This is a genomic window from Thermofilum sp. (genome assembly GCF_038871435.1).
GTDB classification, from domain to species: domain Archaea; phylum Thermoproteota; class Thermoprotei; order Thermofilales; family Thermofilaceae; genus Thermofilum; species Thermofilum adornatum.
Genome location: NZ_JAVZIC010000005.1, coordinates 107945 through 130317, shown reverse-complemented (window position 1 = coordinate 130317; position 22373 = coordinate 107945). Strand labels below are relative to the sequence as shown.

General features: G+C 45.5%; 23 protein-coding genes. 16 read left to right on the top strand and 7 right to left on the bottom strand.

What is annotated here, in order from left to right:
- Positions 1 to 174: 174 nt before the first annotated feature.
- Together QXT17_RS07380 and QXT17_RS07375 are read left to right on the top strand one after the other, a co-directional pair.
- Complete coding sequence (locus QXT17_RS07380) at positions 175 to 1197, top strand: ATP-binding cassette domain-containing protein (protein WP_020961774.1); 1023 nt, start codon at positions 175 to 177, stop codon at positions 1195 to 1197.
- Position 1198: 1 nt separating this feature from the next.
- Positions 1199 to 1969: an ABC transporter permease gene (locus tag QXT17_RS07375; RefSeq protein WP_020961775.1), complete on the top strand. Its 771-nt coding sequence runs from the start codon at positions 1199 to 1201 to the stop codon at positions 1967 to 1969.
- A gap of 472 nt (positions 1970 to 2441) precedes the next feature.
- Here the strand turns inward: QXT17_RS07375 and QXT17_RS07370 are convergent, their stop codons facing one another.
- The 4 genes from QXT17_RS07370 to QXT17_RS07355 all read right to left on the bottom strand — a co-directional run bounded on the left by QXT17_RS07370 (position 2442) and on the right by QXT17_RS07355 (position 4557).
- Positions 2442 to 2960 (bottom strand): hypothetical protein, encoded by a 519-nt coding sequence (locus QXT17_RS07370; protein WP_020961777.1) that lies wholly within the window; start codon positions 2958 to 2960, stop codon positions 2442 to 2444.
- Positions 2961 to 3007: 47 nt separating this feature from the next.
- Positions 3008 to 3787 carry a ZIP family metal transporter gene (locus QXT17_RS07365; protein ID WP_020961778.1) on the bottom strand — a complete coding sequence of 260 codons (780 nt, stop codon included), beginning with the start codon at positions 3785 to 3787 and terminating at the stop codon, positions 3008 to 3010.
- Positions 3788 to 3842: 55 nt separating this feature from the next.
- Positions 3843 to 4241, bottom strand: a complete 399-nt coding sequence (locus tag QXT17_RS07360) for a type II toxin-antitoxin system VapC family toxin (RefSeq protein ID WP_269076310.1) — start codon at positions 4239 to 4241, stop codon at positions 3843 to 3845.
- Between the two features lie 112 nt (positions 4242 to 4353).
- On the bottom strand, positions 4354 to 4557 hold the full coding sequence (locus tag QXT17_RS07355; protein WP_020961780.1) for a hypothetical protein: 204 nt from the start codon (positions 4555 to 4557) through the stop codon (positions 4354 to 4356).
- 379 nt (positions 4558 to 4936) lie between these two features.
- Here QXT17_RS07355 and QXT17_RS07350 point away from each other — a divergent pair, with 379 nt between their 5' ends.
- Complete coding sequence (locus QXT17_RS07350) at positions 4937 to 5296, top strand: aspartyl protease family protein (RefSeq protein WP_020961781.1); 360 nt, start codon at positions 4937 to 4939, stop codon at positions 5294 to 5296.
- 1 nt (position 5297) lies between these two features.
- Here QXT17_RS07350 and QXT17_RS07345 read toward each other — a convergent pair whose 3' ends face one another.
- Positions 5298 to 5951, bottom strand: coding sequence for an RNA 2'-phosphotransferase (locus QXT17_RS07345; protein WP_020961782.1), 654 nt, complete (start codon positions 5949 to 5951; stop codon positions 5298 to 5300).
- A 140-nt stretch (positions 5952 to 6091) separates the two neighbouring features.
- Here QXT17_RS07345 and QXT17_RS07340 point away from each other — a divergent pair, with 140 nt between their 5' ends.
- The 12 genes from QXT17_RS07340 (at position 6092) to QXT17_RS07285 (ending at position 19791) form a co-directional block, all read left to right on the top strand.
- Complete coding sequence (locus QXT17_RS07340) at positions 6092 to 7639, top strand: glycogen/starch/alpha-glucan phosphorylase (RefSeq protein ID WP_020961783.1); 1548 nt, start codon at positions 6092 to 6094, stop codon at positions 7637 to 7639.
- 84 nt (positions 7640 to 7723) lie between these two features.
- Positions 7724 to 8875 (top strand): FtsX-like permease family protein, encoded by a 1152-nt coding sequence (locus QXT17_RS07335; protein WP_342814483.1) that lies wholly within the window; start codon positions 7724 to 7726, stop codon positions 8873 to 8875.
- Positions 8868 to 9764, top strand: coding sequence for an ABC transporter ATP-binding protein (locus tag QXT17_RS07330; protein WP_020961785.1), 897 nt, complete (start codon positions 8868 to 8870; stop codon positions 9762 to 9764). Before QXT17_RS07335 ends, QXT17_RS07330 begins: the two co-directional genes overlap by 8 nt.
- Positions 9765 to 9870: 106 nt before the next feature.
- Positions 9871 to 11628 carry a hypothetical protein gene (locus QXT17_RS07325; protein ID WP_342814484.1) on the top strand — a complete coding sequence of 586 codons (1758 nt, stop codon included), beginning with the start codon at positions 9871 to 9873 and terminating at the stop codon, positions 11626 to 11628.
- Positions 11621 to 12094 carry a hypothetical protein gene (locus QXT17_RS07320; RefSeq protein ID WP_020961787.1) on the top strand — a complete coding sequence of 158 codons (474 nt, stop codon included), beginning with the start codon at positions 11621 to 11623 and terminating at the stop codon, positions 12092 to 12094. Before QXT17_RS07325 ends, QXT17_RS07320 begins: the two co-directional genes overlap by 8 nt.
- A 126-nt stretch (positions 12095 to 12220) precedes the next feature.
- The gene (locus tag QXT17_RS07315) at positions 12221 to 13000 is read left to right on the top strand and encodes a class I fructose-bisphosphate aldolase (protein WP_148681926.1); all 780 of its coding nucleotides are present in this window, start codon (positions 12221 to 12223) and stop codon (positions 12998 to 13000) included.
- Positions 12997 to 14040: an alcohol dehydrogenase catalytic domain-containing protein gene (locus QXT17_RS07310; RefSeq protein ID WP_020961789.1), complete on the top strand. Its 1044-nt coding sequence runs from the start codon at positions 12997 to 12999 to the stop codon at positions 14038 to 14040. The genes QXT17_RS07315 and QXT17_RS07310 overlap by 4 nt, the downstream gene beginning before the upstream one ends.
- 2 nt (positions 14041 to 14042) lie before the next feature.
- Positions 14043 to 15476 carry an FGGY-family carbohydrate kinase gene (locus QXT17_RS07305; protein WP_020961790.1) on the top strand — a complete coding sequence of 478 codons (1434 nt, stop codon included), beginning with the start codon at positions 14043 to 14045 and terminating at the stop codon, positions 15474 to 15476.
- 162 nt (positions 15477 to 15638) lie between these two features.
- Positions 15639 to 16985 (top strand): extracellular solute-binding protein, encoded by a 1347-nt coding sequence (locus QXT17_RS07300; RefSeq protein ID WP_187147030.1) that lies wholly within the window; start codon positions 15639 to 15641, stop codon positions 16983 to 16985.
- A 36-nt stretch (positions 16986 to 17021) separates the two neighbouring features.
- A complete protein-coding gene (locus QXT17_RS07295; RefSeq protein ID WP_020961792.1) occupies positions 17022 to 17894 on the top strand; it encodes an ABC transporter permease in 873 nt (290 codons plus the stop codon).
- A gap of 1 nt (position 17895) precedes the next feature.
- Positions 17896 to 18708 carry an ABC transporter permease gene (locus tag QXT17_RS07290; protein WP_020961793.1) on the top strand — a complete coding sequence of 271 codons (813 nt, stop codon included), beginning with the start codon at positions 17896 to 17898 and terminating at the stop codon, positions 18706 to 18708.
- Positions 18709 to 19791: an ABC transporter ATP-binding protein gene (locus QXT17_RS07285; protein ID WP_342783155.1), complete on the top strand. Its 1083-nt coding sequence runs from the start codon at positions 18709 to 18711 to the stop codon at positions 19789 to 19791.
- Positions 19792 to 19802: 11 nt separating this feature from the next.
- Here the strand turns inward: QXT17_RS07285 and QXT17_RS07280 are convergent, their stop codons facing one another.
- The gene (locus QXT17_RS07280; protein ID WP_020961795.1) at positions 19803 to 20516 is read right to left on the bottom strand and encodes a glycerophosphodiester phosphodiesterase family protein; all 714 of its coding nucleotides are present in this window, start codon (positions 20514 to 20516) and stop codon (positions 19803 to 19805) included.
- A 38-nt stretch (positions 20517 to 20554) separates the two neighbouring features.
- Positions 20555 to 21136 (bottom strand): DNA-3-methyladenine glycosylase, encoded by a 582-nt coding sequence (locus tag QXT17_RS07275; protein ID WP_240366741.1) that lies wholly within the window; start codon positions 21134 to 21136, stop codon positions 20555 to 20557.
- A gap of 144 nt (positions 21137 to 21280) precedes the next feature.
- On the opposite strand from QXT17_RS07275, the gene QXT17_RS07270 reads away from it, so the two are divergent.
- Positions 21281 to 22357 carry a hypothetical protein gene (locus tag QXT17_RS07270; RefSeq protein ID WP_020961797.1) on the top strand — a complete coding sequence of 359 codons (1077 nt, stop codon included), beginning with the start codon at positions 21281 to 21283 and terminating at the stop codon, positions 22355 to 22357.
- Positions 22358 to 22373 lie beyond the last annotated feature (16 nt).

Below are 22373 nucleotides of genomic sequence, written 5' to 3'. Positions count from 1 at the left end.
TAAACAATTTTTTCTTTCATTATAAAAACATCCCATTTGTCCTTTCCTTTTCCATGTTTTTGAAGGTATTTTTCTCTTACAGCACGCTCATAGCTTCAGTAAATGCTAGGTCTGTAGATATTTTTGTAGAGCTATATAAAAAACCTTTATTAGATTGAAGGGTTTAAGGGTTTCGTGTCTGAAAGAAAGGACGAAAAATACGCTATTTATGTCGAGAACTTGATAAAAGTGTATTCTGGTGGTCTAAAAGCCTTGGATGGCGTTTCTCTTGAGGTAAACGAAGGCGAAATACACGCGGTTGTTGGCCCAAATGGCGCCGGAAAAACAACCCTTATGAGGATATTGACAACACAGATCCAGCCCACGTCTGGCCATGCCCGTGTTCTAGGTTACGACGTTAGGAGTGAGAGCGGCGCTGTTAGGAAGCTGATAAGTTATGTGCCACAGGAGTTCTCTGTGTGGACTGATATTACTGGGTATGAAAACCTGCTTTTTTACTCCAAGATATATGGGATACCAAGCGACAAGCGTTACAGCATTATAAGCGATGCCCTCGAATTGATGGGCCTCTCGGAGGCTTCTGGTAGACTGGTTAGGACTTATTCGGGCGGAATGATTAGAAGACTTGAGATAGCAGCCGCCCTGATGGTCAAGCCAAAGGTCATATTTCTAGATGAACCAACCATTGGGCTTGATCCTCGAGCGCGCGAGGTTGTTTGGGAAAAGTTGCTCGAATACCAGAAGGAGTACAGAGTAACGGTTCTCTTCAATACTCATTATATGGACGAGGCTGAAAGGTACGCGGAAAAAGTTACAGTTCTAAACAAGGGTAGGGTCATAGCCGAGGGTACTCCACAAGAACTGGTTAGGTTGCTTGGCGGAGAAACCCTAAAAGTATGGATAGAGGGGGAATCTGAGAGAGCTTCACAGATCCTCTCAAGCATTGATGGTATTCAGGTATTGTCAGCCAAAAGCAATCAGCTTATAATTGTAACGCCTGACTCTTCTGTCATGCTTCCAAAAATTGTCCAGACACTATCTAAGACGGGCATAGAGGTTAGATCGACCACTGTAAGTAGACCGACCCTCGAAGATGTCTTCATAAAGCTGACAGGTATGAGCATCGAGGAGGCCGAGAAGGCTAGTGGGCTGCGAGAAGTCCGCGCAGTAAGGAGAGCAATAAGGGCGGGCGGTTGACATGAGCCTTAAGTCGTATTGGGAGCAGACAGTTGCATTTGTAGAGCTAGAGCTGAGAAGGCTATGGCACGACCCAACCGAAGTCTTCACTAGGGCAGTTCAGCCAATACTATGGCTTACTGTTTTTGGCACCACAATGGAGAGGCTACGTAGCATCCCCACAGCCAATGTAGACTATTTGACGTTTATTTCTCCAGGAGTCGTTCTACAGTCTTCAAGCTTTATAGCCCTTGCTTACGGGATAATGCTTGTTTGGGAGCGGGAGTCCGGAATATTGAAGAAGCTTGTATCATCGCCGGTGGACAGATTCATAATTGTCTTGGGACGCTCCCTCGCTGGGGCTGTTCGGGCAGTTACACAGCTCTTTATTGTTCTACCAGTGGCTCTCCTATTTGGTGCTAAACTAAAAATCGACCCATTAAGCCTAACATTTGCTACACTCGCACTGCTTATTGGATCAGTTGGCTTCACCTCTCTATCAATAATCCTTGCAGTCTTCATGAAAACAAGAGAGAGATTCATGGGAATATTACAGGCAATAGTTATGCCTCTCTTCTTCACAAGCAACGCTTTGTACCCGATAGAGATAATGCCGGCGCCACTCCAGGCATTTGCCAAAGTAAACCCAATGACATATATCATTTCGAGCCTCCGAGACACATTAATCTACGGAGACATAGTTTCTGCTATCAATGGACTTCTCGTTACACTTGTATTCTCCTCAATAGTTCTTCTCCTGGCAACAAGGTATCTACAAAAAATCGTTGAATAAGCGTCTCTTCGAGAGATTTCCATAAAGAGAAGAATAAAAATATATGGTTATGACAGAAATCCAGGTCTGGGATATTGCTCCCAGCATGAGAGATTCAGAGGAAAATCATAAAAAGCTATGATAACATTGTTATACACCTGAAATGTTTCGCTAAAAATGGTCAAGCATATGATAAGGATTTATAAGAGAAAGCGCGCGCTATTCCTCGAGTTTTTTCTCGTCTATTTTTTCCTTGAAGACTTCTCTTATGTGGAAGACGTCTTCCAGGTCTTTCTCAGATTTTAATACTTCTTCCTTATAGACTATCTGCATCTCTAAGGGTGGAATGAATATGTATTGATTGTTTTTAAACAACTTTTATCTCTCGCTTATCGTGAGAAAATCTACTACCCCTTCGGCAGAGCTTAAGTTCTATGTTGGCGCGCACAATATAAGGGTATCTTAAATAATTAACTGAAAATGTAGAGAAGAGTTATATCCGTGTTAGGAGAAGGATGAGGATTGCAGAAATTAGGAGTGTGGCTATCCAGGCATAGATATACTTGGACAAATAGAGCTCTCTTCTGGGTGTTGGAGGGACAGGTATCGGCTTGTGGGTCTTCTTTTCCTCTTCCTCCCTGAGGATAACTGGAAGACTGGGCCTCTGTGTCTGTGAAAGGTTTGGAAATATAGTTTTCAGCACTTCGACTACGTCTTGCCTTGTCCCGTGGATGTCTCCCCGTGTAATCGCCTCTACTGGTACGTTGTGTTGGAGGAGCTTCTCCCTCATATAGCTGGCAACGTATTCTCTTAGCTCTTTTTCTTCGCCTGGAAAAGACCTGTAGGCCTCGTCTAGCGCGATCCTTACGACCCATGCGGTTCTAACAACAATCTTTGATGGCTCATATGCCAGGAGGTGTTCCCCGTACTTGTTCAGCCATTCCTCGAAGTCGCGTATCTCGGACTCTACCTGTGGATTTGTAAATATAGCGTTATACCTGTCACTAGACATGCTTCATGATTAGTGTCAAAAAAATAAAAAGATTGTTACTCGCCGATTTAGAAGGCTGAGTCAAGAAAAAGCATCAGCAGAAAACCCGTGATGAAGCCCGCTGTAACCTTTAGCTCCGAGTGCTCTTCGCGGTATATCTCGGGGACGAGTTCCTTGACTGTCACGTACAGCATCGCTCCACCAGCAAAGCCCATCCCTATTGGGAGCAGAATCGAAAAAGTGGTGAACAAGACTGCCCCAAGCACAGCCATGAGTGTTTCTGAGAGACCGCTGAGAATAGCTATTACTGTTGCCTTTCTGACTCCTCCAGTTGCAGATGCGGGCAGAGCTACTGCTAGACCCTCTGGCACGTCCTGGATAGATATAGCTATACCAGTCGCTATTCCTACTGGTATTGAGTAGGCAGTCGAGACACCTATAGCTAGACCCTCAGGCAAGTTGTGTATAATTACGGCCAAGGCTAGAAGCCAGACCTTCTTCAAGAGCTTCTTGCCTATAGCTGGCCCTTCGTAGCCAGCGTATAGGTGCTCATGGGGAACAAACCTGTCAATGAGCCTAATAGCAACTACGCCCGCCAATATGCCGAGACTAACAATCAGGAAAGACTTCGAGATTTCAATAGCTGGCAAGATCAGGCTGGTAAAACTAGACACAAGCATTACTCCCGCCGAGAAAGCCAAAGCAACGTCCAAGTGACGCCAAGTAGTTGACCTCGAAAAGGCGACAGGTAAAGCGCCGAGGCTAGTTGTCGCCGCAGCCAACAGTCCAAGATAAAGGCTAACAACTATGGGGTTGTCCAGGTATGGAATATCCATGCCAATATTCACAGGCGAGGAATCTCTAAGGTGAATATTTAAATTTTTCAGGAACGCGCACATAGATTTAAATGATACTTTGGCCAGCAATACAATGTTTATTAGCGGAGGAAGAGATTATAAGTAATTCGATATATCCCTTATTAGTATCACTGGTGCGATTTTTTCTCCTTTCTTTTTTTAAATCTTCGTCAGCTGTCACAAGAATAGCATTTATTTTCTTCGCGAGCAGAAGGTAGGATGAATCATATACGGTAAGCCTGCTTTGCTGTGCTAATTCAAGGAGTTTGGGTAACTCATCCCAATAGAAGTTAGCCAACCTAATTCCTATGTCCTTTAGACTACTGAGAATTTCCCATGCGTCATCGATACTAATCACGCCACTTGAAAGAGCCTTATACATCACTGAGGACACTTCGTATAAGAGAAGGGAAGGTGCATATGCTTCTACTTCTCCAAAAACTATTTTCTATTTTAAGAGATTAGCTTCTTCTCTCCACGGTTTTCCAGGAAACCCCACTTTACGACAACACTGGCATCGACTACAGCTCTTAGAATCGTTGTCGATCCTTCCTTATTTATTTAACTATCTCCTCCGTAGGTATCTCTTTAACTCTGCTCTGAATTTCTTCTAGTCTTCGAGATGCCTTCTTTGCTAGCTCTTCTCTAACTTTGGCCTCTATAACCCCTCTAAGATATTCACTCCAGTTGATGTTTACTTCTTTCATGCGTTTCTTTAGCTCTATGGGAACCTTGATTATTACATTCACAAGCCTACTCAAACATCTCACCTAAAAGTAATCTTGTTTTAGGATATAACAAGTTTTCCTAAAGCAGAATACATGAACATTCTCTAAAAGGCTCACTCAAACTACACGTTGTGATCACATTAAATTGAAGCATAACCAAAATGCAAAAAACCTTGTGCATCATAAGGAGATGCTTTTTATTAGGAAAACTAAACTATTTGCAATATTCTGATCTAACTACAAATAGATTCAAATATAGAGAGAGCGCTATATGCAACGCTCTAGTAGTTCTAAAAGCTCTTACATTGATTACTTCCCTGAACTTTTTCAAATTTCATGTAGGAACGATTTTTGGAATCTCTTCGGCAAGTTTTTTAATTGATATCAATGAATAGAATCTTGAGAGGTATCTATGGGCGTCTTCAAAGTTAATGCCTGGGTTTGGAACCCTTCGGCTCCCGAGAAGAAAGTGTTACTTGAGCTACTAGTAGATACCGGGGCTACATATACTGTTTTGCCAGAGAGCTTGTTGAAGTCTCTCGGCGTGAAGCCCTTCCGAGTAGCCCGGCTAAGGCTTGCAGATAACCGTATCCTTGAAAAGTCTTTGGGAGAAGTGGGAATAGAGGTCGAGGGTTACAGGGCGAGCGCTACCCCAGTTGTTTTTGGAGAGGATGAGGTATATCTGCTTGGCAGTGTAACTATGGAGCAGTTGGGGCTTGCCCCTGACCCTATTGCTAAGAGGCTTAAGCCTGTGGAGGCCTTGCTTATGTAGCTTAGAAATAGTTGATTGTGATTATGCACTGTGGTGGGACGTATTTTGCGAGGCGTATCCTCTGTGTTGCGATGTAGACCTTGTAGCCGCTTTTCCTTAGGCATTCCGCGTCTATTGTGAGTATTGCTGTGTTCGTGCTGTGTCTAGTTGCGGCCTCGTAGGCATCTCTGGGGTCTGTGGTGAGATGTACGTATTTCCTTTTCATTGGCTTTACGCCTTCTCTCATGATTTTTTCTAGGTTTTTGAGTGCTGTACCGTGGTAGAGCACTTTAGAGTCGTTGTCGACTTCGTATTGTATGTTTATGCCAAGCTCCCTGCTGTGACCATATATCGTCCTGACCTTGTTTGCTTCGACCTGGTATCTACCCTTTGGGTCTAGGAGGGCCACTGCTAGGACGTGTCCCTGCCTGACCCAGGAGTAGTTGCCCTTGGGCCACCTGTTTCTAATTGCCTCAACGAGTTCGCTGATTTCTACCCATCCCTCTTTGTCCATATTCAGGCCAACTATGCCTGGGTTGTGCCTTAGAAGGTAGCTCATGAGGTGGCTGAGTTTTTCTCGAGACTCGGCGCTAAGCAGTAGCCTGGTTTTTGTCCCGCAGTGAGTCGTCTCTTCTGTGGGTGCTCCGCATTTGGTGCAAATGTATACTGGCCTCATGGTACAGTTGCTTTTTATGCTCTTAGGAATCTATTAAACATTGATATCTTCTAATGGAGCTGTATTGGGAAAATTGTTCTCTTAGTAACATTTCTTAATCACTAAAGGTTTTTTAGTGTAGGCTTTCGTTACTATTACACATGGATAGCGAGCCTAAAACTATCGTGAGCATTACTCCAGAAATAGCTCTCGACCACGGCTATACCTTCGCTGGCGGCCTAGGAGTCTTGGAAGGGGACAAGTTCTATACTGCAGGCAGGCTGGGACTCGACTACTACGTGATCAGCTTGCTATACAGGAGCGGCTACATCGACTATTCCTGGGACGAGAATGGAAATCCTATCCCTTCTCCACAAAGACAGCCAGAAGAATTCCTAAAGTCTCTAAGCCTATCAGGTGAACTCGAAATAACATTGAGAGGCGAGAAGGTAAAAGTCAAGGCCTGGGAGTACAGGTACAAGACGGCTAAAGCAATCTTTCTGGAGCCTGATTCACCCGAATGGGCCAAGCCCCTTGCAGAAAGGGTTTTTATTGAGAAGAGCGAGGAAGAGAGGTTCTACAAGTATCTTTTCCTCGCGAAGGGAGCCGTTGCCTTCATAAAAGAAGTCATAGGGCTCGAGAATATCGCCTACATCGACCTCCAGGAAGCATACACGGCAATAATACCCATAGTCCTCAAGATACCTGGCAGGTACAGACTCATAATCCACACGCCTGGCCCCTGGGGGCATCCAAGCTTCCCGAGGAGCTTCTTCGCAAAGGAGCTTGGATACCACTTTATCGACAACCCAGTCGTCCTGACAAGCATAGGTGCCGCGATGGCCAACGAGGTGATAATGGTCTCCTCCAAGCACTTTGACATCATGCGCAAGGTTATTCCACACCTCCTCTACAAGGCACGGTTCATAACAAACGGAGTAGACGTCGAGAGGTGGATGAACCCCAAGCTGAGAGAGCTACTCTACCGTGGCGAGCTTGACCTATCCTCCCTCAAGACAGCAAGGAAGGAGGCAAGAAGCCAACTTGTAAAGCTTATTAGCTCAAGGAAGCCGATGAACATCACGGAAGACACATTTATCTTCGCCTGGGCGAGGAGAGTCACAAAGTACAAGAGACCATACTTCCCAATAAGGCTCATAGAAGAGCTAGAAAACAGAGACGTAGTATTCGTCCTCGGCGGCAAGTCACACCCAGAAGACAAGGAAGGCATACAGTACATAAAGAAATTCAAGGAGCTCGAGAAAAAGAAGCCCAACGTAGTCTACTTCCACGACTATGGAATAGAAACCGCTAAAACAATACTCTCCGGGAGCGACGTCCTGGCCTTTACACCTTTCCAGGGATGGGAAGCCTCAGGCACAAGCTTCATGAAAGCCGCGATAAACGGCGTCCCGTCCATTGCTTCACGGGACGGCGCAGTGGTAGAGCTTCTCGAGGACGGCGTAAACTCTTGGCTCTTCGGAGAAGACATAAGAGAGCTGATAGACTTCGGAAGGGATCCGAGAGTACCAGAGATAGACGAAAGAGACTACAAAGAATTCAAGGAAAAGTTCCTAACAGCCAAAAACCTCTATGTTAACGACAGGGAAGAATTCTGCAAAATATCGCTTAGCGCAGTCCTAACAACAACATCACGCGTTGACATGAAAAGAGTACTGAGAGAATACTATCCAGATCTCGTGGATTAAAACACGTGATAGCTAGAGAAAGCAAGACAGATAAAAATGTTCTAAAATGTTTTTAACTGCTTCAATTAATGAAAAGTGACCAATATGAGTATATGGCGGCTCGCGTTGAAGTTTGTCGAGAGGGACATATTGTTCAAGAAGCTGATAGCTGTTTTGACCATACTAGCCATAGCGAGCGGCGTGGCTACCTTTGTCAGCCTGAGGATTCTTAGTATCGGCAGCAGGACGGCGGCAATGAACATTGTCCAACAGGTCTTGCCCGGCGAGGTTGTTGTCTATGGGCAAGGGCTATACGATGTTTCTGAAGACGTGTTGGCAGATATCAAGCGTCTCCCAGGAGTAAAGGATGTTACCCCAGCTATTCTGGTAACTGGCTACGTTGGGCGTAACGCAGTCTTCTTGCTGGGTGTTCGCCCAGAGGATATTGGAAACGTTGTCTCGAAGTTTGAGAGCGGCCAGGCATTTACCAGTCTCAGTGGGCCCTATGCCATCGCAGATATTGGTCTAGCGAAGAAGCTGGGCCTTAAGGTTGGGGACAAGGTCACTGTTAAGCCTCCCTATGGAACATCCTTCAGGCAATACGAGATAATTGGCATAGCAGAGGTCACAATGAAGATCGAGGAGATTGGAGCCGCGGGTGGCTACCTTATCCTGCCTCTCCGTGAAGCTCAAAACCTACTAGGTAGGCCAGGCTATGTGAGCATGGCTGTAGTAAAGGTTGAGGACGGGGTGGACCCAAACGAGGTTAAGAGCCTCATATCAGTCGTGTTCCCAGGGTCGAGGGTTATGCTTCGGGAAGAAGTGATAGGCATAGTTTTCAAGGTGATGTCATTGATCGAGGGGCTTCTCCTCTCCACCACAATGGTGGGTCTGGCTGTGGCTGTCTTTGGAACTACAAGCACTATTACCTCGACCGTCAGGGAGCATCAAAGGGAAATAGCTATCATGCATGCGGGCGGCTCTTCGAGGAGAGATATAGCACTCATCTTTATGCTCGAGGCTCTTGTCTACGGGGTTGCAGGAGGCTTGCTGGGAATAGTTTTCGGCATCATGGGGGCACAAGTGGGAATAGAGATAGTTGCCTCGTATGGGTTCCTAAATCCTCCACTAATACTTGAGCCCCAGAGCTTGTTGCTGAGCTTTGCCCTGGCTTCCATACTCAGTGTTCTGTCCTCGATTTATCCCGTGTGGAGGGCCACGTCTATTAGACCAGTAGAGGTGCTAAAGAGTGAGTGAAGACGCGCTTGTCTTGAGGGACGTATGGAAAATCTACAAGACCGCGACAGAGGAGATACCAGTACTCAAAGGCATTAATCTCACTGTCCGCCAGGGAGAACTAGCAATCATTATGGGTCCCTCTGGAAGCGGTAAAAGCACACTTCTATCAATAGCTGGGGGCCTCGAGAACCCTTCCCGTGGAAACGTGATTGTTGGCGGAGTAGACATAACTAATCTAAGCGAGGACGAGCTAACAAAGATAAGGGCTAGAAAGATCGGCTTCGTGTTCCAGTCATTCAACCTGATTAGAAACTTGACAGCCCTAGAAAACGTAATGATGCCCCTAATCTTTACGGGCATATATTCGTGGAAACAGGCTAGAGAAATAGCCCAAAAGATGCTTGAAATCGTCGGCCTGAAAGGACACGAGGAAAAGTTCCCGAGACAGCTGAGCGGCGGCCAACAGCAAAGGGTAGCAATCGCAAGGGCACTTGCACCAAGCCCAGACATCATTCTAATGGACGAGCCTACAGGTAGCCTTGACGTGGACTCTGCATCTAGGGTGCTCTCCCTCGTCAAGTGGCTTAACGAGGCCTTCGGACAAACAATAGTTATAGTTACACACAACCCAGAGATAGCTGAGCTGGCCTCGAGAACATTCTATATTAGGGGTGGACAAATCTTTGAACAGCCACCGACAACAACATTGGCAGATAAAGTAAAAGAAGTCAAAGCTTCGACAAAGAAAGGAGAACTTGAAAAGCTACAGCTGGAGCTCCTAAAAATCAAGCTCGACGCGCTTGAGTCTGCTGCCAGGGAGGGGAAGATAAGCCCAGAAATCCTAGATGCAGAGCTGAAGTCCCTAGAAGCCAGGATAGCGAGGCTTGAGAAATTTATCGAGAAATAGCTATTCTTTTTGTATTGCTTTTGATTTTTCGACAATGAACGAATTTTTAAGCAAATAAAAGAGATAGACTTAAATATATGATATACAATAAAAACACAAGAGCGATATGAAGAGGCAACTGCTGGTATCGTATCTCATTACGCTACTCATACTCGTGCAAGTTTTTGGACAGCCTGTGGTAGGAGTCAAAAAGATGGTTGTTAGGGAAATGGACGTGTTGCCTGGATGCACGTACAATACTACAGCTACTGTCACATTGGTTTTCGACAGCGATACTGTGCTGAATTTTACGGACTATGTTGCCTATGGCTCCGAGGGAGACGCATCGTCAACTGTTGACATTTATGGTTCTCGGCTTGTAGATGGCTTTAGGGCCACGTCCTTCAGAAACCTAAACGTAACCAAGGGCTATACCTTGAAATATAGTGTCCCCGTCAGGAACCTGTTTAACATCTCCATTAACATCTTGGCGGACGGCAAAGAGGTTACACTAAACTGCTCCGGTGGCTATTGCGTTGGTGTAGCTCTCAAGGCAAGGTCAATCAACTATTCGTTGACAATAGTGCCTCTAGACCCCATGTTCAGTAATCTCCAGTTGCCAGTCTCAGTCAGCTGGAGTGTAGACCCCATGTATCTTTATCCCGTGGCTTTTTCAGATTCTCCCCAAAGCATGAGAGAGTCGGGCAGCGAGGTTAGCTTCCAGTGGAGCTCTGTAATGAACGGCTCCTATTATCTAAGCGTTGTGTTCGAGGTTAGAGGCGAGAATCCATGGGGAGAGGTTTTCGTGCCTTCGCCAATAATCACTATTACTCTTGATCCTAGGGTCCAGTCGATGCTAATCTCGAAGTATAAGGAGTACACAAAGAAGTTTCTAGGAAGCAGTCTCGGAAACTTGTCGGCATTCCAGGAAAACGCTACACAGCTTCGGGATCTTCTCTACAATCTTAGTAAGGGGTTTAGGGAACAGGCAAGGCTTCTAGGCGAGGCTGGTTCCCAAGCCGAATCAGCGGCCAGCATTATACTTACGGCTTCTTCTCAGCTCAAGGTTCTGGCCCAAATGACACAAGAGATGAGAAACAATGTTGCTGGGCAACTTGGAAACGTATCTACATTAATAAACAGGACCAGGGCTGTCTTGGAAAGAGTTTCTAAAAACGTTACCGTTACCGAAGAACAACTACAAGTGATACTTCAAACACTCAACTTGACTAATAGCAATGTTACCCTTACAGAGATAAAACAAATGATAGACTCTTCACTTTCAAGCATTGGCGAAATCGAGACTTTGCTCGAAAAATATGGGTCTACAATCCGAGACCTAGACAGGCTTATAGACCAGTCCCCAGCTGCGGCAGAAAACATGGCAACAGCCGCCAACAAGCTGATATTGATGGCTAACATGCTCCGCGAGGCATCTTACAACCTCAACCAGCTTGCAGACGGCCTAGCTAGGGCGGCAGATCTCTTGGACTCTATGATTGCAAAGATGAGCAAGATCGAGACTGCAGAGTATTTTCCCGAGGGGTTCAAAAGCTTCAATGAGACGTTCTATAAACAAATAGCAGTGAGCGAGACCCCGGGCGTCTCCGTCAGGACAGATTTTATGGGTGAAGCATATTACTTTGCCTTGCCCTCTATAAAGATCAAGAGAAGCGAGCCAGACGTTTCAAATGTTATACTAGAAACACCTCAGAAAAGAATAGCTTCACTTTGGCCTGTAGCACTTATAGCTGTTGTTCTGGGTGTAGCCTTCTTTATCGGTAGAAAAGGACAACAGACTAGTAGCATCGACGAGGAGAAGCTTGCCAGGCTTTATGCCCTAAGGGACAAGATTTCGAGAATCATGGGTGGGTCGAATGTCTAGCCAGAGGCAGAGGAACGTGCTGATTAGGGGTGTCGATAGCGATGCATACGAGGAAATCTCCAGCCTTGCAAAAAACATGGGTGTGAGTGTCGGCTACCTTGTCTCACAGGCATTAAAAACGTTTATTGCCCTCGCAGACGCCGGTCCCCAGCTGATAGGACTTAAAAAGGACACGCCCGGAATACTCAGACGCCTCGTAGCACTGGAAAAGTCTAGGAGACCCGTATTTATCAGACACGTAGGACGGCTCGAGCTTTCGAGAGAAGACCTCGAGAATGCAGAAGGTCCCCTCTTCATTATAGGCGTGGACGAGCTTATCTTTGACCCCTCTGTGGACACAAAGCTGTTCGAGGAGAAGATCCTAAGGATAGTTGACTGTGGAAAAGTTGTAATACATCGAGGCTTGAACAAGCTCACCGTGCTGTCGAAGACACTCTTTGTTAGGGAAATCGTAGAAATAATCTGATTTTCGATTTGCATGATAGATAATATCACAATGGCATAAAAAGCTATTTTATTTTTTAAATTTTTATATATTTTTATAGTGAATAATACTTATGTATCTTTGAGTGCGATTTTACGTTGACGTCAAATGACCATCGGTAAAATGATACGTTTAAAGAAAATTTTGAAAGAAGGAAAAACTATAATCGTCCCTATTGATCATCCCATCGAGGGCTATTTTAGGGAATTGGAAGAACCAAGGCGTATAGTGCAGGAAATTATCGATGGCGGTGCAGATGGTGTTCTTCTACGTCGAGGCTCGCTGGCTAAAACCTATGACCTAGTGGCTGGCAGGCTAGCCATTGTCTACAGGATTAGTGGGGCCACGTTTACGTCTGGAGACATGGGGGACCAGAGACTGACGTCTTCGGTGGAAGAGTCGGTTAGGTACGACGCAGACGCGATAGCGTATACTGTGTATGTGGCTCATCCCAAGGAAAACGATATGTACGAGGTCTTCAGTAGGCTGGTTGAGGAGGCCGAGTACTATGGTCTGCCCGTTATAGGCGAAGTTCTTGTTTGGGAAAATGCCAAGGTGGATGCCTTCGAGTATTTGAGGATAGGGGTCAGGACTCTTGGAGAAGAGGGTGCTGCAATCGTTAAGTCTGGCTTCCCAAGTGATTTCAGCTTGTACCGGGACCTCGTGAGATATTCAATCGTTCCGGTCATCGCGGCTGGAGGACCAAAGATGGATTCTCCCAGGAAGGTTCTCGAATTTGTCAAGGCAGTTATGGATGCTGGTGCTGTTGGTACCTGTATTGGGAGAAATGTGTGGCAACAAGAGAGCCCCTCAAAGATGATAAGGGCCATGAAGAGGATAGTTAGAGGGGGGGCCTCTGTGGATGAAGCCATGAGTGAGCTACTATGAGCGTTAATAGGTCTGTCGTGGTTTACGGCATAAATAATTTTAGAGTTGAGAAGAGAGAAAGGCCTGAGCCAGGATTCGGCGAAGTACTTGTCAAAATCGAGTATTCTGGTCTCTGCCCCTCAGACATCAAGATTATTAGGCATGGTGGTCGTCTTGTAAGGTACCCCGTCGTCTTGGGCCACGAAATGGCTGGAATAGTTGAAGAAGTGGGAGAGGGCGTAAAAGGGATAGAGGTCGGGGAGAGAGTCAACGTCGCCGCTGACATTTACTGTGGCACGTGTAAGTATTGTAGGGCTGGGCGAGAAAACTTATGCGAGAGACCACTGACTTTTGGCTATAATATTGACGGGGGACATGCGGACTACTTGCTTGTGCCCCGAGAGGGCGTTCCAAAGGCTATATTCAAGGTTCCCGATGGGCTGAGCCTAGAGGTTGCCAGTATGACTGAGCCGGTAGCCTGTGTTGTGCACTCGATGAATGCTGGAAAAGTTTCTCCTGGAGACTCTGTAGCCATAGTGGGCGAGGGGCCCATGGGTCTCCTTCATGTCCTTCTGGCCAAGATTTATGGAGCAGGTAGCATAGCTGTTTTGGGTCTCGTAGACAAGAAGCTTAAGCTGGCAGAAGAGCTGGGTGCAGAGAAGCTTTACAATAGGAATAACTATCCTAATATTGAGGATATACTCAGAGAAAACCCGGACGGCTTCGACAAAGTGTTTTTGACAGTTGTTAATAAGACAACACTGGAAGAGTCCCTCAGACTAGTAAAGAAGGGTGGACGCGTAGTTATTTTTGCCGGTGTACCGGCAAATTCTGTAAGCTTTTCTTTAGACCCCAACATTGTACACTACGACGAGGTTTCACTTGTTGGGAGCTCTAGCTACCTATACGTGGAATACGCGAAGGCACTGAAATTCGTCTCAATGTATCAAAGGGAGCTTTCAAAGATAATTTCTCACAGGTTCAATATAGACGAATTTGAAAAGGCTGTCGCAACCTGGGACGACAAAGAGAACTCTGTAAAAATAATCTTGACGAGGTAAATATGTCAAGGACGCTTTTCGCCGGCATAGATGCTGGCACAACCGTGATCAAGGGAATAATTGTAGACGAGACCGGCCAAGTCGTCAGGAGGCACAGTGTACAGGCCGAGAAGCCAACTACGCCTGAGCCAGGCTACGCAGAGGTAGATCCTGAAGCGTATTTTTCCTCTTTTTCAAGCCTGTTTAACGATCTCTTTAAGGGTCTTTCAGGCTACGATGTATACCTTGGCCTATCAGCTATGGCTCCCGTTCTAATACCAGTGGACAGAAATGGCAGGCCCCTGATGAACGGTCTCCTATACAATGATGCGAGGACTTGGAGAGAACAAGAAGACCTTAAGAGGGAATATGGAGATCTTATATTGAGAGTCAACGGCAACCCTGTAAACCAGCAACAATGGCTTCCAAAAATTCTCTGGCTCAAGAGAAACAAACCAAAAGTGCTCGAAAACGCGTGGAAGCTTCTCGATTTAACTTCGTATCTTGTCTATAGACTCACAGGGGAAACAGTAGTAGACTCAACAGTTATGCTAGAAGAGGGGTTCCTTGACTACCGAACAAAAAAACTTTCAGGAGAGATTCTGGACATCGTGGGTCTAGATGAAAATAAACTTCCAGGGCTAGCCAACACGGTCGACGCTGTTGGAAAAATCCACAACGGAAACAACATCACGTTAAATGCTGGAACTGTGGATGCCATTGCTGGTGCAGTTTCGCTGGGACTCATGAGGGAAAACATCTTGGCAATCATATTGGGAACCACGGGTATAATATTCTATTCAACGAAGAAGCCGATCCCAAGCTCAAAGCTCTTTATAGACCTTAGCCCTGTTCCAGACCTTTACTATGTTTGTGGCGCCACTTCCTCCGCGGGTAGCTTTGTGGACTTCATGCTAGACTTGTTGAATCTAACAGGAAAATATCACATCTTGGGATCAGTGCTGAGGAGAACCAAGCCTGGAGCTGGGGGACTCGTAGCTTTACCTTACTTAGTGGGGGAAAGAACCCCTATTATGGATCCGAGAGCCAGGTCTATCTTCTTTGGGATCTCCAACACTACAACAAGGGAAGACACTATAAGAGCATCTGTCGAGGCAGTTGCATACTCTATTCGACACAACGTGGACGAAATAGAGAAACTTGGATATAAGACAAACATTACTCTAGTCACGGGAGGCATGACAAAGACGCCAGAAATTGTCCAAACATTGGCAAGTGTATTAAACAAGAAGATATATTTCGTCAGCGAGGCCTCTGAGCCGTTAGGGGACACAATAGTTGCAAAGGTAATGTCTGGTCTCTACAAGTGGAGCGACTTTATGGGAAATATTTCAATGAGAAAAATTTTCTTTCCAAAAAAGGAGGAAGTTTTTGTATATCAAGAACTATATCAGAAATACTTGAAAATATATGCGAATTTAAAGGACATTTTCTAAAATTATTTTAGCATGGGGAAAATTTCCTTCATATTTTGATATAAAATTTTTATGTTAACTATTTATGTTTTATATCACTTTAAAATGCATTTTAATTCATAATTTTTGATTTATAAAATAAATCCCAAAAAATTTATAAGGAGGAATATGCATAACATTCTTGTGGCGAAGCAAGAAAATAAGAATAAACAATTAGCGACCCTCATAGCTGTTGCCATAATATTCTTGATAATTGGATATGGCATCGCTTTGCTACTTGCACCTAAGCCCACAACCCCCACGACAACTACAACACCTTCTTCAACAACCCAGACCACGGGAATAAATGAGAAGACAGTCTACACGTATAGCTGGTCAGACATAGAGGCAATGGCTAAAAAGGAGGGCAAAGTTGTCTTCGCCATATTTGGAGGCACACATGAACAGGACGTTTTCAATCATGTGTGTCAAAACTTCCAGGCTAAATACGGTATTGAGTGTCAGGTTGTTTTAGGTGACTGGTACAGCACTGTTCAGGCCTTGATCGCTGACAAGCAGGCTGGAAAAACAGTTGGACAATACGACGTGGTCTTCCTTTGGAGCTTGCCATTCAAGATGGCTAAGGAAAACGGCGTTCTTTGGGATGTTAACCTCAGAGAAATTCTTCCAAACGCAAAGAAAGTCCCCTTGCTTGCCAATATGTTCGGGACAGACATGTATCCCACTGACGGAAGATACATTCCAATAGTATGGTGGCAAGTCGTAATGCTATACCGCAAAGACATTCTCGGACAGTGGCCCAACGCAGATGTTCCAAAAAGCCTTGACCAGTTGCTTGACTGGGTAAAGAAGCACCCAGGAAAGTTTACCTACTGTGACCCTAACAAGGGAGGAAGCGGTCATACCTTCCTTATGGCTCTGCTTTACAGCCAGTACGGCTATGACAAATTCTCATTTGCAGGGTACAGCGAGCAAAGAGCACACGACATAATGTATTCGCCCGGAAAGAGTGGAATGAACTTCTGGGACTATCTAAACGAGATAGAGAAATACATGTATCAGCCTGGAAACTATCCGCAAGGCAACGTTGCAGCTGTACAGCTCTTTGAAGCAGGAGAAGTATGGCTAGAGCCTCAGTGGATAGACACCGTGCTAGCTGAAATCAACGAAGGCAGGCTGAAGCCTGAATGGGTCGGAATGTATATACCAGACCCTGGAATGCCAGAGCCATGGGACGGGGTAATAGTTGCCTTCAATGCACCTCACAAGGCTGCTGCGCTTCTCTTCATCAACTATTTGCTTGAAGATGATGTCCAGGCTTATATCGCGGCTAACGAGGGAACCTTCCCGGTTGTTCCAAAAGCATGGGATCTCGTTCCAGCGGACGTGAAGAAGAACCCGGCGTGGCCAGTGAACATCCCGTATGGCAACTTTACAGCCTGGTTCTATTATGGGCCATTCTACTTTAGGCATGCAGAATACATGAACTACATGATGCAGAAATGGATCGACGAGGTTGCCAAAAAATAAAAAATATTTTTTCTTTTATTTTTCTCGGTGGTTTTAATGTCTGAGGCCCGGCGTGTATCTATTTGGTATCTTTTGCCACTTTATGTTTACTTAGCCATATACCTTGTGGCACCTTTAATTACTGTCATCCTAGGTGCTTTCGGTATTTCGCCTTTAATTCAGGGCAGTGGACCTACTCTTGACGGATTTAAACAGTTCTTCTCGGGTGGAAGCAAATATCTCGAGTCGCTCTACTTCACGTTTTGGAACAGTGCGGTTGCGACTCTAATAGCTGTGGTGGCAGGCTACATGTTTGCGCTTTACCTTACTATTAGGAAGCCGACATGGTGGGGCAAGTTCTCCTTTATCCCATTAATCGCTATATATACGCCTTACCTTATAGCCGCATTTATGTGGTGGACCCTGCTTTGGCCCCGGGGGTATGTTGCGCTCTTTGTTAATGGCGTGCTACAAGCTTTAGGGGTTATAAAGGAACCACTATATCTAGTGAACGATCCATATGGTATAGGTATAATTCTTGGCAAGGTGTGGTATACTTTTACATTGACTTTCTTGCTTACATATGGACCATTGCAATTAATAAACCCGGAAATAGTTGAAGCGGCTAGGATGCTTGGAGCATCAACGAGGACAATTATAAGGAGAATTTACTTCCCATTATCGAGGTATGCTCTCTTTGCATCTGCTTCGATCGTATTCTTGGACAACCTGACCGGGGTATCTGTGCCGCTTGTTTTGGGCGCCGCTTGGCCTCAATACTTAAGCGTTGTTATCCTCAACGATGTCACATTGTTTAACAACTTTTTGATGGCTTTTACTTCGGGATTTGTTTACCTCGTATTATCTATTCTTGCTGGGTACTTCTTCTTCAGGTTTACCACAAAAGCAATTGTGTACCAGGTGAGATAAGATGAAGAATAACGTCAAGGTTTGGGACTACATTGTCCTTGGGTTCCTGGCGATCTTTTATTTGCTTCCAACAGTCATGACCATCATTTATGCCTTGGCAGAAAAATGGTATTTTGGAACAGACTTATTCCCCTCACAGCTGGGATTTGGCTGGATCCAAAAGATGATTTCCGACAGCTATGTCCAGACGGCTTTTATAAACAGCTATATCCTGGCCCCTCTCACTGCATTAGTTACAATTCTAATAAGCATCCTTCCCGCATACTATCTTGCAACAAGAAGAGACAAAGTTGCAATAATAACAGAGACTATTGTCAACTTAACAATGGCATTCCCAGCAATCGTCGTAGGAACCGGGATACTTGTCCTCTATACATTCCTGGGGCTTAGGGGCAACATGTGGGCTCTAATACCTGCACACATGTTCTTCGCCATTCCATTTTCCCTTAGAAGCATAACAGCCTCGTTTATGCAGGTTCCAAAGGACTTAGAGGAGGTTGCGAGAGTATTCGGCGCGACGAGGTTGCAGGTGATACAGAAGGTTTACCTTCCACTGACTTGGAGAGGCATGCTTTCTGCATTCATTTTCTCAATGGCGATTTCGCTCAATGAATTCGTAATGACACAGCTACTGGGAGCACCCTCAGTAAAGACGCTCACAATAGTTGTTTACGAGCTTATAAGGGGCTACGCAATTTCTCCTCCAAGGGCCGCGGCAGTGAGCCTGTTTATACTCCTTCCGAGCTTGATTGGTGGAATTTTGTCTGAAAAATATTTGCGTGTATCCCTGTCTCTTGCAGGAGGTGGTAGGTAAATGGTAAAAATAGAATTGGTAGACGTATATAAGGGGTATTATGGCGGCAAAGTGGTTGCAGCAGAGATTCCATACCTAGAGATAAGAGACAGAGAATTCTTTGGACTGCTGGGTCCCTCTGGGAGCGGAAAAACAACGACACTACGTATAATTGCTGGTCTAACGATGCCTGACAGGGGCAAGGTGCTGATAGATGGTGAAGACATAACCTATGTGCCGCCAGAAAAACGTGGACTTGGAATGGTTTTTCAGAGCTGGGCTCTGTTCCCACATCTCACGGTATACGAGAACATTGCCTTTGGCCTGAGACTGAAAAAGGTTCCAGATGACGAGATCTCTCGAAAGGTTAAGTGGGCTGCAGAGCTTCTACGCATAGAGGAGCTCTTGGATAGGTATCCCTACCAGCTCAGCGGTGGACAACAGCAGAGAGTTGCAGTTGCTAGAGCCATTATAGTTGAGCCACGGGCTTTGCTATTCGACGAGCCTTTAAGCAATCTTGATGCAAAACTTAGGGAACAAGTTAGGTTTGAACTCAGCAGGCTACAAAAAGAGCTAGGCATAACGTCTATCTATGTCACTCATGACCAGGCAGAGGCACTTGTAATGTGTGACAGAATTGCAGTAATGAACAAGGGCAGGATAGAACAGCTTGGAACACCAGAAGAGATATACAGCTCGCCTGCCACCCCCTTTGTAGCTGAGTTCATGGGGGTCACAACCCTTATCCCAGGAAATATCATAGAAGTTCTTAACCCCTCAGCTGGAATTGTGAGAGTTCAAATAGAGAACAGCGACATAACGCTTGTTGCAAGGACCCGTGTCGAGAAAGCCAGCTTAGGCAATCCTGTACTCTTAGCAGTGAGGCCAGAACTCGTCGAACTAGCAAGCGGTGGAGAACAAACAAATGTTGTCGAGGCAAAGATTTTGGCTTCGTCGTATCTAGGCGACCACATGGAATACATCCTCGGTCTTGGAGAATACCAGACAAGGCTCAGAACGTCTACAAGTATACGGCTACAGCCAGGCGAAAAGGTAAGAATAACTTTAGACGCGAAAAGGCTCTTCGCTGTCCCCCGCCAATAAAGAGTCACAACTTATTTTCCAATAGTTTTTCTGATTAATTCTGAGTTGTCAGCTGTGATAAAGTCTGCTCCGTTTTCTACGGCGCTGAGGGCTTCCTCGGGAGTATTTATGTTCCAGACGTTGACTAGAAGCCCTTTTCTGTGGGCTATCTCTGAGAACTGTTCCTCGAATAGTAGGCTGTGAATGCTGACTATGTCTGCTACCTTTGCGGCGGAGAGAATGGCTTGGGGGGTTGGGTTTGGCAGGTCTGCTAGGGTAGGTATGCCCGGAACCAGTCTCTTAACGTTGAGCAATACGCCCCAGTTGCCTGAGAGGATTACTGTCCTGTCTTCGAGGCCCCACTGGAGGACTTTTCCGAGGACTTCCTCCTCTATTCCAGGCATTTTTATCTCGATGAAGGCGCCTACATTCGAGGAGGCTATTATGTCTAGGTATTCTTCTAGGAGTGGAACCTGTACGCCTTTGAATTTCTCTGAGAACCATGACCCTGCATCTAGGCTCCTGATATAGTCGATTGTTTTTTCGAAGACAAAGCCCTCGCCGTTTGTTGTCCGTTTAAGGGAAGGATCATGGATACATACGATTGCTCCGTCCCGTGTCCTATACACGTCTGTTTCTACAAAGTCTGCCCCGTCTTTTATGGCTTGCTCAAAGGCCGGCAATGTGTTTTCGGGCGCCTTTGTGCTTGAGCCTCTGTGGGCTACAATGAATATTTTTCGTGCCACATCCCATTAGAGAACGTGTTATCCAAAAAAATTATTGTTCACTTTATTTGTTCTGCCAATGCTTCTAGGCATTCATTATTTACCTTGAAGTTCAATGGTTCAGGGAGGTCTTCTCTGACACCTACTCTACGACTTCTAAGGACACATTTGTCTTCTATTGCTAGGTAGTCGAGTATCTTTAGTCGGGAGTCTTCACGGCAAAGAAAACATCCGTGAAGAGACTTATCGATGGAAAGATACCTTGTAAGCCTTCCTGGCCCAAATATCGGTCTAAAAATGTTAAATTCCTCTCCTTGTCTTTCCACTGGCAGAATCGATCTTACAAGGACGGCCCCGTATTCTCCCGGAGGATGTGCAACAATGTTTAGGAGCCACTGTCTATGGATACCGTAGACAAGAGCCGTGCATACAGGGCCCCTCATTACTTCTGCGAGGTTTCCTCCCCTGCGGGCTCGTGACGCGGGGTCTTCTATGCCGAAATAGGGCTCTGTCTCTATAATGATACCCATGCGTTGAGAGTCTGTGTTGTAGAGTATTTTTCCCAAGAGTTCCCTCGCTACAATTTGTGGGCTTCTCTCGTAGAACCACTTTTCAAGCATTTTGAAATTCATTTTAACCATTAGGGGCAACAATGAGAGTAGATTAATTTTTATGTTTTATAAAACTCAACTAAAATTTTGTTCTTTGGTAAATTTCAAATTCCACTTAAAACCACTTTAATCCTTATTTCCAACTTATTTTACAATGTACCCTGGTGAAAAACAATGAACAAAACAATAGCTGCACTGGTAATAGCCCTACTAGTAGTGACACAGGTCTTCGCATCAACGATAGTAGTATCCCAGCCAGGAACAACAGACCAAGAAAAACTCAGCAGACACATTAGCTTCCTATATAACCAAACAGTTAGGCTGGAGAACTTCATCAACTCCCACGTAGCGAATGAAACAAAGAAACAAGAACTACTGGGAGAAATATCAAGTGTCAAGAACATCCTCGACCAAGCTAAGAACACGCTTGCCGCTGGCGACTTAAACCAGACAAGGGAGCTTATTAGGCAAGCATCATCCGAGCTAAGAGCGATAGCTCTCCAGCTTACAAAAGAGATTAGGGAACGCGCACAAGAGAGAAAACAAAGATTCATAGAGGCTGAGATAAGAGCCCTCACCAACCAGGTCGCAGCATTGTCAAGGGTGGCTGAAAAATTCAAGAGCCTCGGAGCTGATGTGTCTAACGTTACAAGCCTCCTTACCAGCGCCTCGAACCTACTCAGCCAAGCACAGACATCCCTAAAGAACAATGACACCACGAAAGCTTTACAGCTCCTAGCACAAGCACGGGAACAAATAAAACAGGCAGAGAAATCTATACGGGACCTAGCGACACAGCTTAGGGCCAGACAGGTACAAAAAGACTTGGAACATTTTGTCAACGCTACGCAACGTATATATGAGAGACTTGAAAAATTCGCCCCAAACATTGCCCAGATGTTTAAGAACTGGAGCGATACCAGGATAAAGGAGGCCCAGTCCCTGATATCACAAGGAAAAAATGTGGAGGCCCTATTGAAGCTACGCCAAAGCTTCTTCGAGATGAACCATGTCGTCGCCGGTCTAATGGAGCTTGGAAGAGTGGAAACCACACTTCGAGAAACTGAGAATATTGCCAAGGTTATCCGCACATGCAACGCCACTTTGGCGTCCCTAATTGATAGCAAGGTACAAGAGATACGGGTTGCCACGAATAACAAGGACCTGCAGAAGGTCCACGAGCTTATGGGCGAGCTTAGACAGCTAATAGCACAGTCAAGATTTGCATGCAGACCGGCTAGGAAAAAATAAAATATTTTTTCTTTTC

Coding starts and splice junctions, on each gene's coding strand:
- QXT17_RS07295 (WP_020961792.1), top strand. CDS start 17,022: ATGTCTGAGGCCCGGCGTGTATCTATTTGGTATCTTTTGCCACTTTAT.
- QXT17_RS07325 (WP_342814484.1), top strand. CDS start 9,871: ATGAAGAGGCAACTGCTGGTATCGTATCTCATTACGCTACTCATACTC.
- QXT17_RS07320 (WP_020961787.1), top strand. CDS start 11,621: ATGTCTAGCCAGAGGCAGAGGAACGTGCTGATTAGGGGTGTCGATAGC.
- QXT17_RS07345 (WP_020961782.1), bottom strand. CDS start 5,951: ATGAGGCCAGTATACATTTGCACCAAATGCGGAGCACCCACAGAAGAG.
- QXT17_RS07270 (WP_020961797.1), top strand. CDS start 21,281: ATGAACAAAACAATAGCTGCACTGGTAATAGCCCTACTAGTAGTGACA.
- QXT17_RS07375 (WP_020961775.1), top strand. CDS start 1,199: ATGAGCCTTAAGTCGTATTGGGAGCAGACAGTTGCATTTGTAGAGCTA.
- QXT17_RS07370 (WP_020961777.1), bottom strand. CDS start 2,960: ATGTCTAGTGACAGGTATAACGCTATATTTACAAATCCACAGGTAGAG.
- QXT17_RS07285 (WP_342783155.1), top strand. CDS start 18,709: ATGGTAAAAATAGAATTGGTAGACGTATATAAGGGGTATTATGGCGGC.
- QXT17_RS07275 (WP_240366741.1), bottom strand. CDS start 21,136: ATGGTTAAAATGAATTTCAAAATGCTTGAAAAGTGGTTCTACGAGAGA.
- QXT17_RS07350 (WP_020961781.1), top strand. CDS start 4,937: ATGGGCGTCTTCAAAGTTAATGCCTGGGTTTGGAACCCTTCGGCTCCC.
- QXT17_RS07305 (WP_020961790.1), top strand. CDS start 14,043: ATGTCAAGGACGCTTTTCGCCGGCATAGATGCTGGCACAACCGTGATC.
- QXT17_RS07315 (WP_148681926.1), top strand. CDS start 12,221: ATGACCATCGGTAAAATGATACGTTTAAAGAAAATTTTGAAAGAAGGA.
- QXT17_RS07290 (WP_020961793.1), top strand. CDS start 17,896: ATGAAGAATAACGTCAAGGTTTGGGACTACATTGTCCTTGGGTTCCTG.
- QXT17_RS07335 (WP_342814483.1), top strand. CDS start 7,724: ATGAGTATATGGCGGCTCGCGTTGAAGTTTGTCGAGAGGGACATATTG.
- QXT17_RS07310 (WP_020961789.1), top strand. CDS start 12,997: ATGAGCGTTAATAGGTCTGTCGTGGTTTACGGCATAAATAATTTTAGA.
- QXT17_RS07340 (WP_020961783.1), top strand. CDS start 6,092: ATGGATAGCGAGCCTAAAACTATCGTGAGCATTACTCCAGAAATAGCT.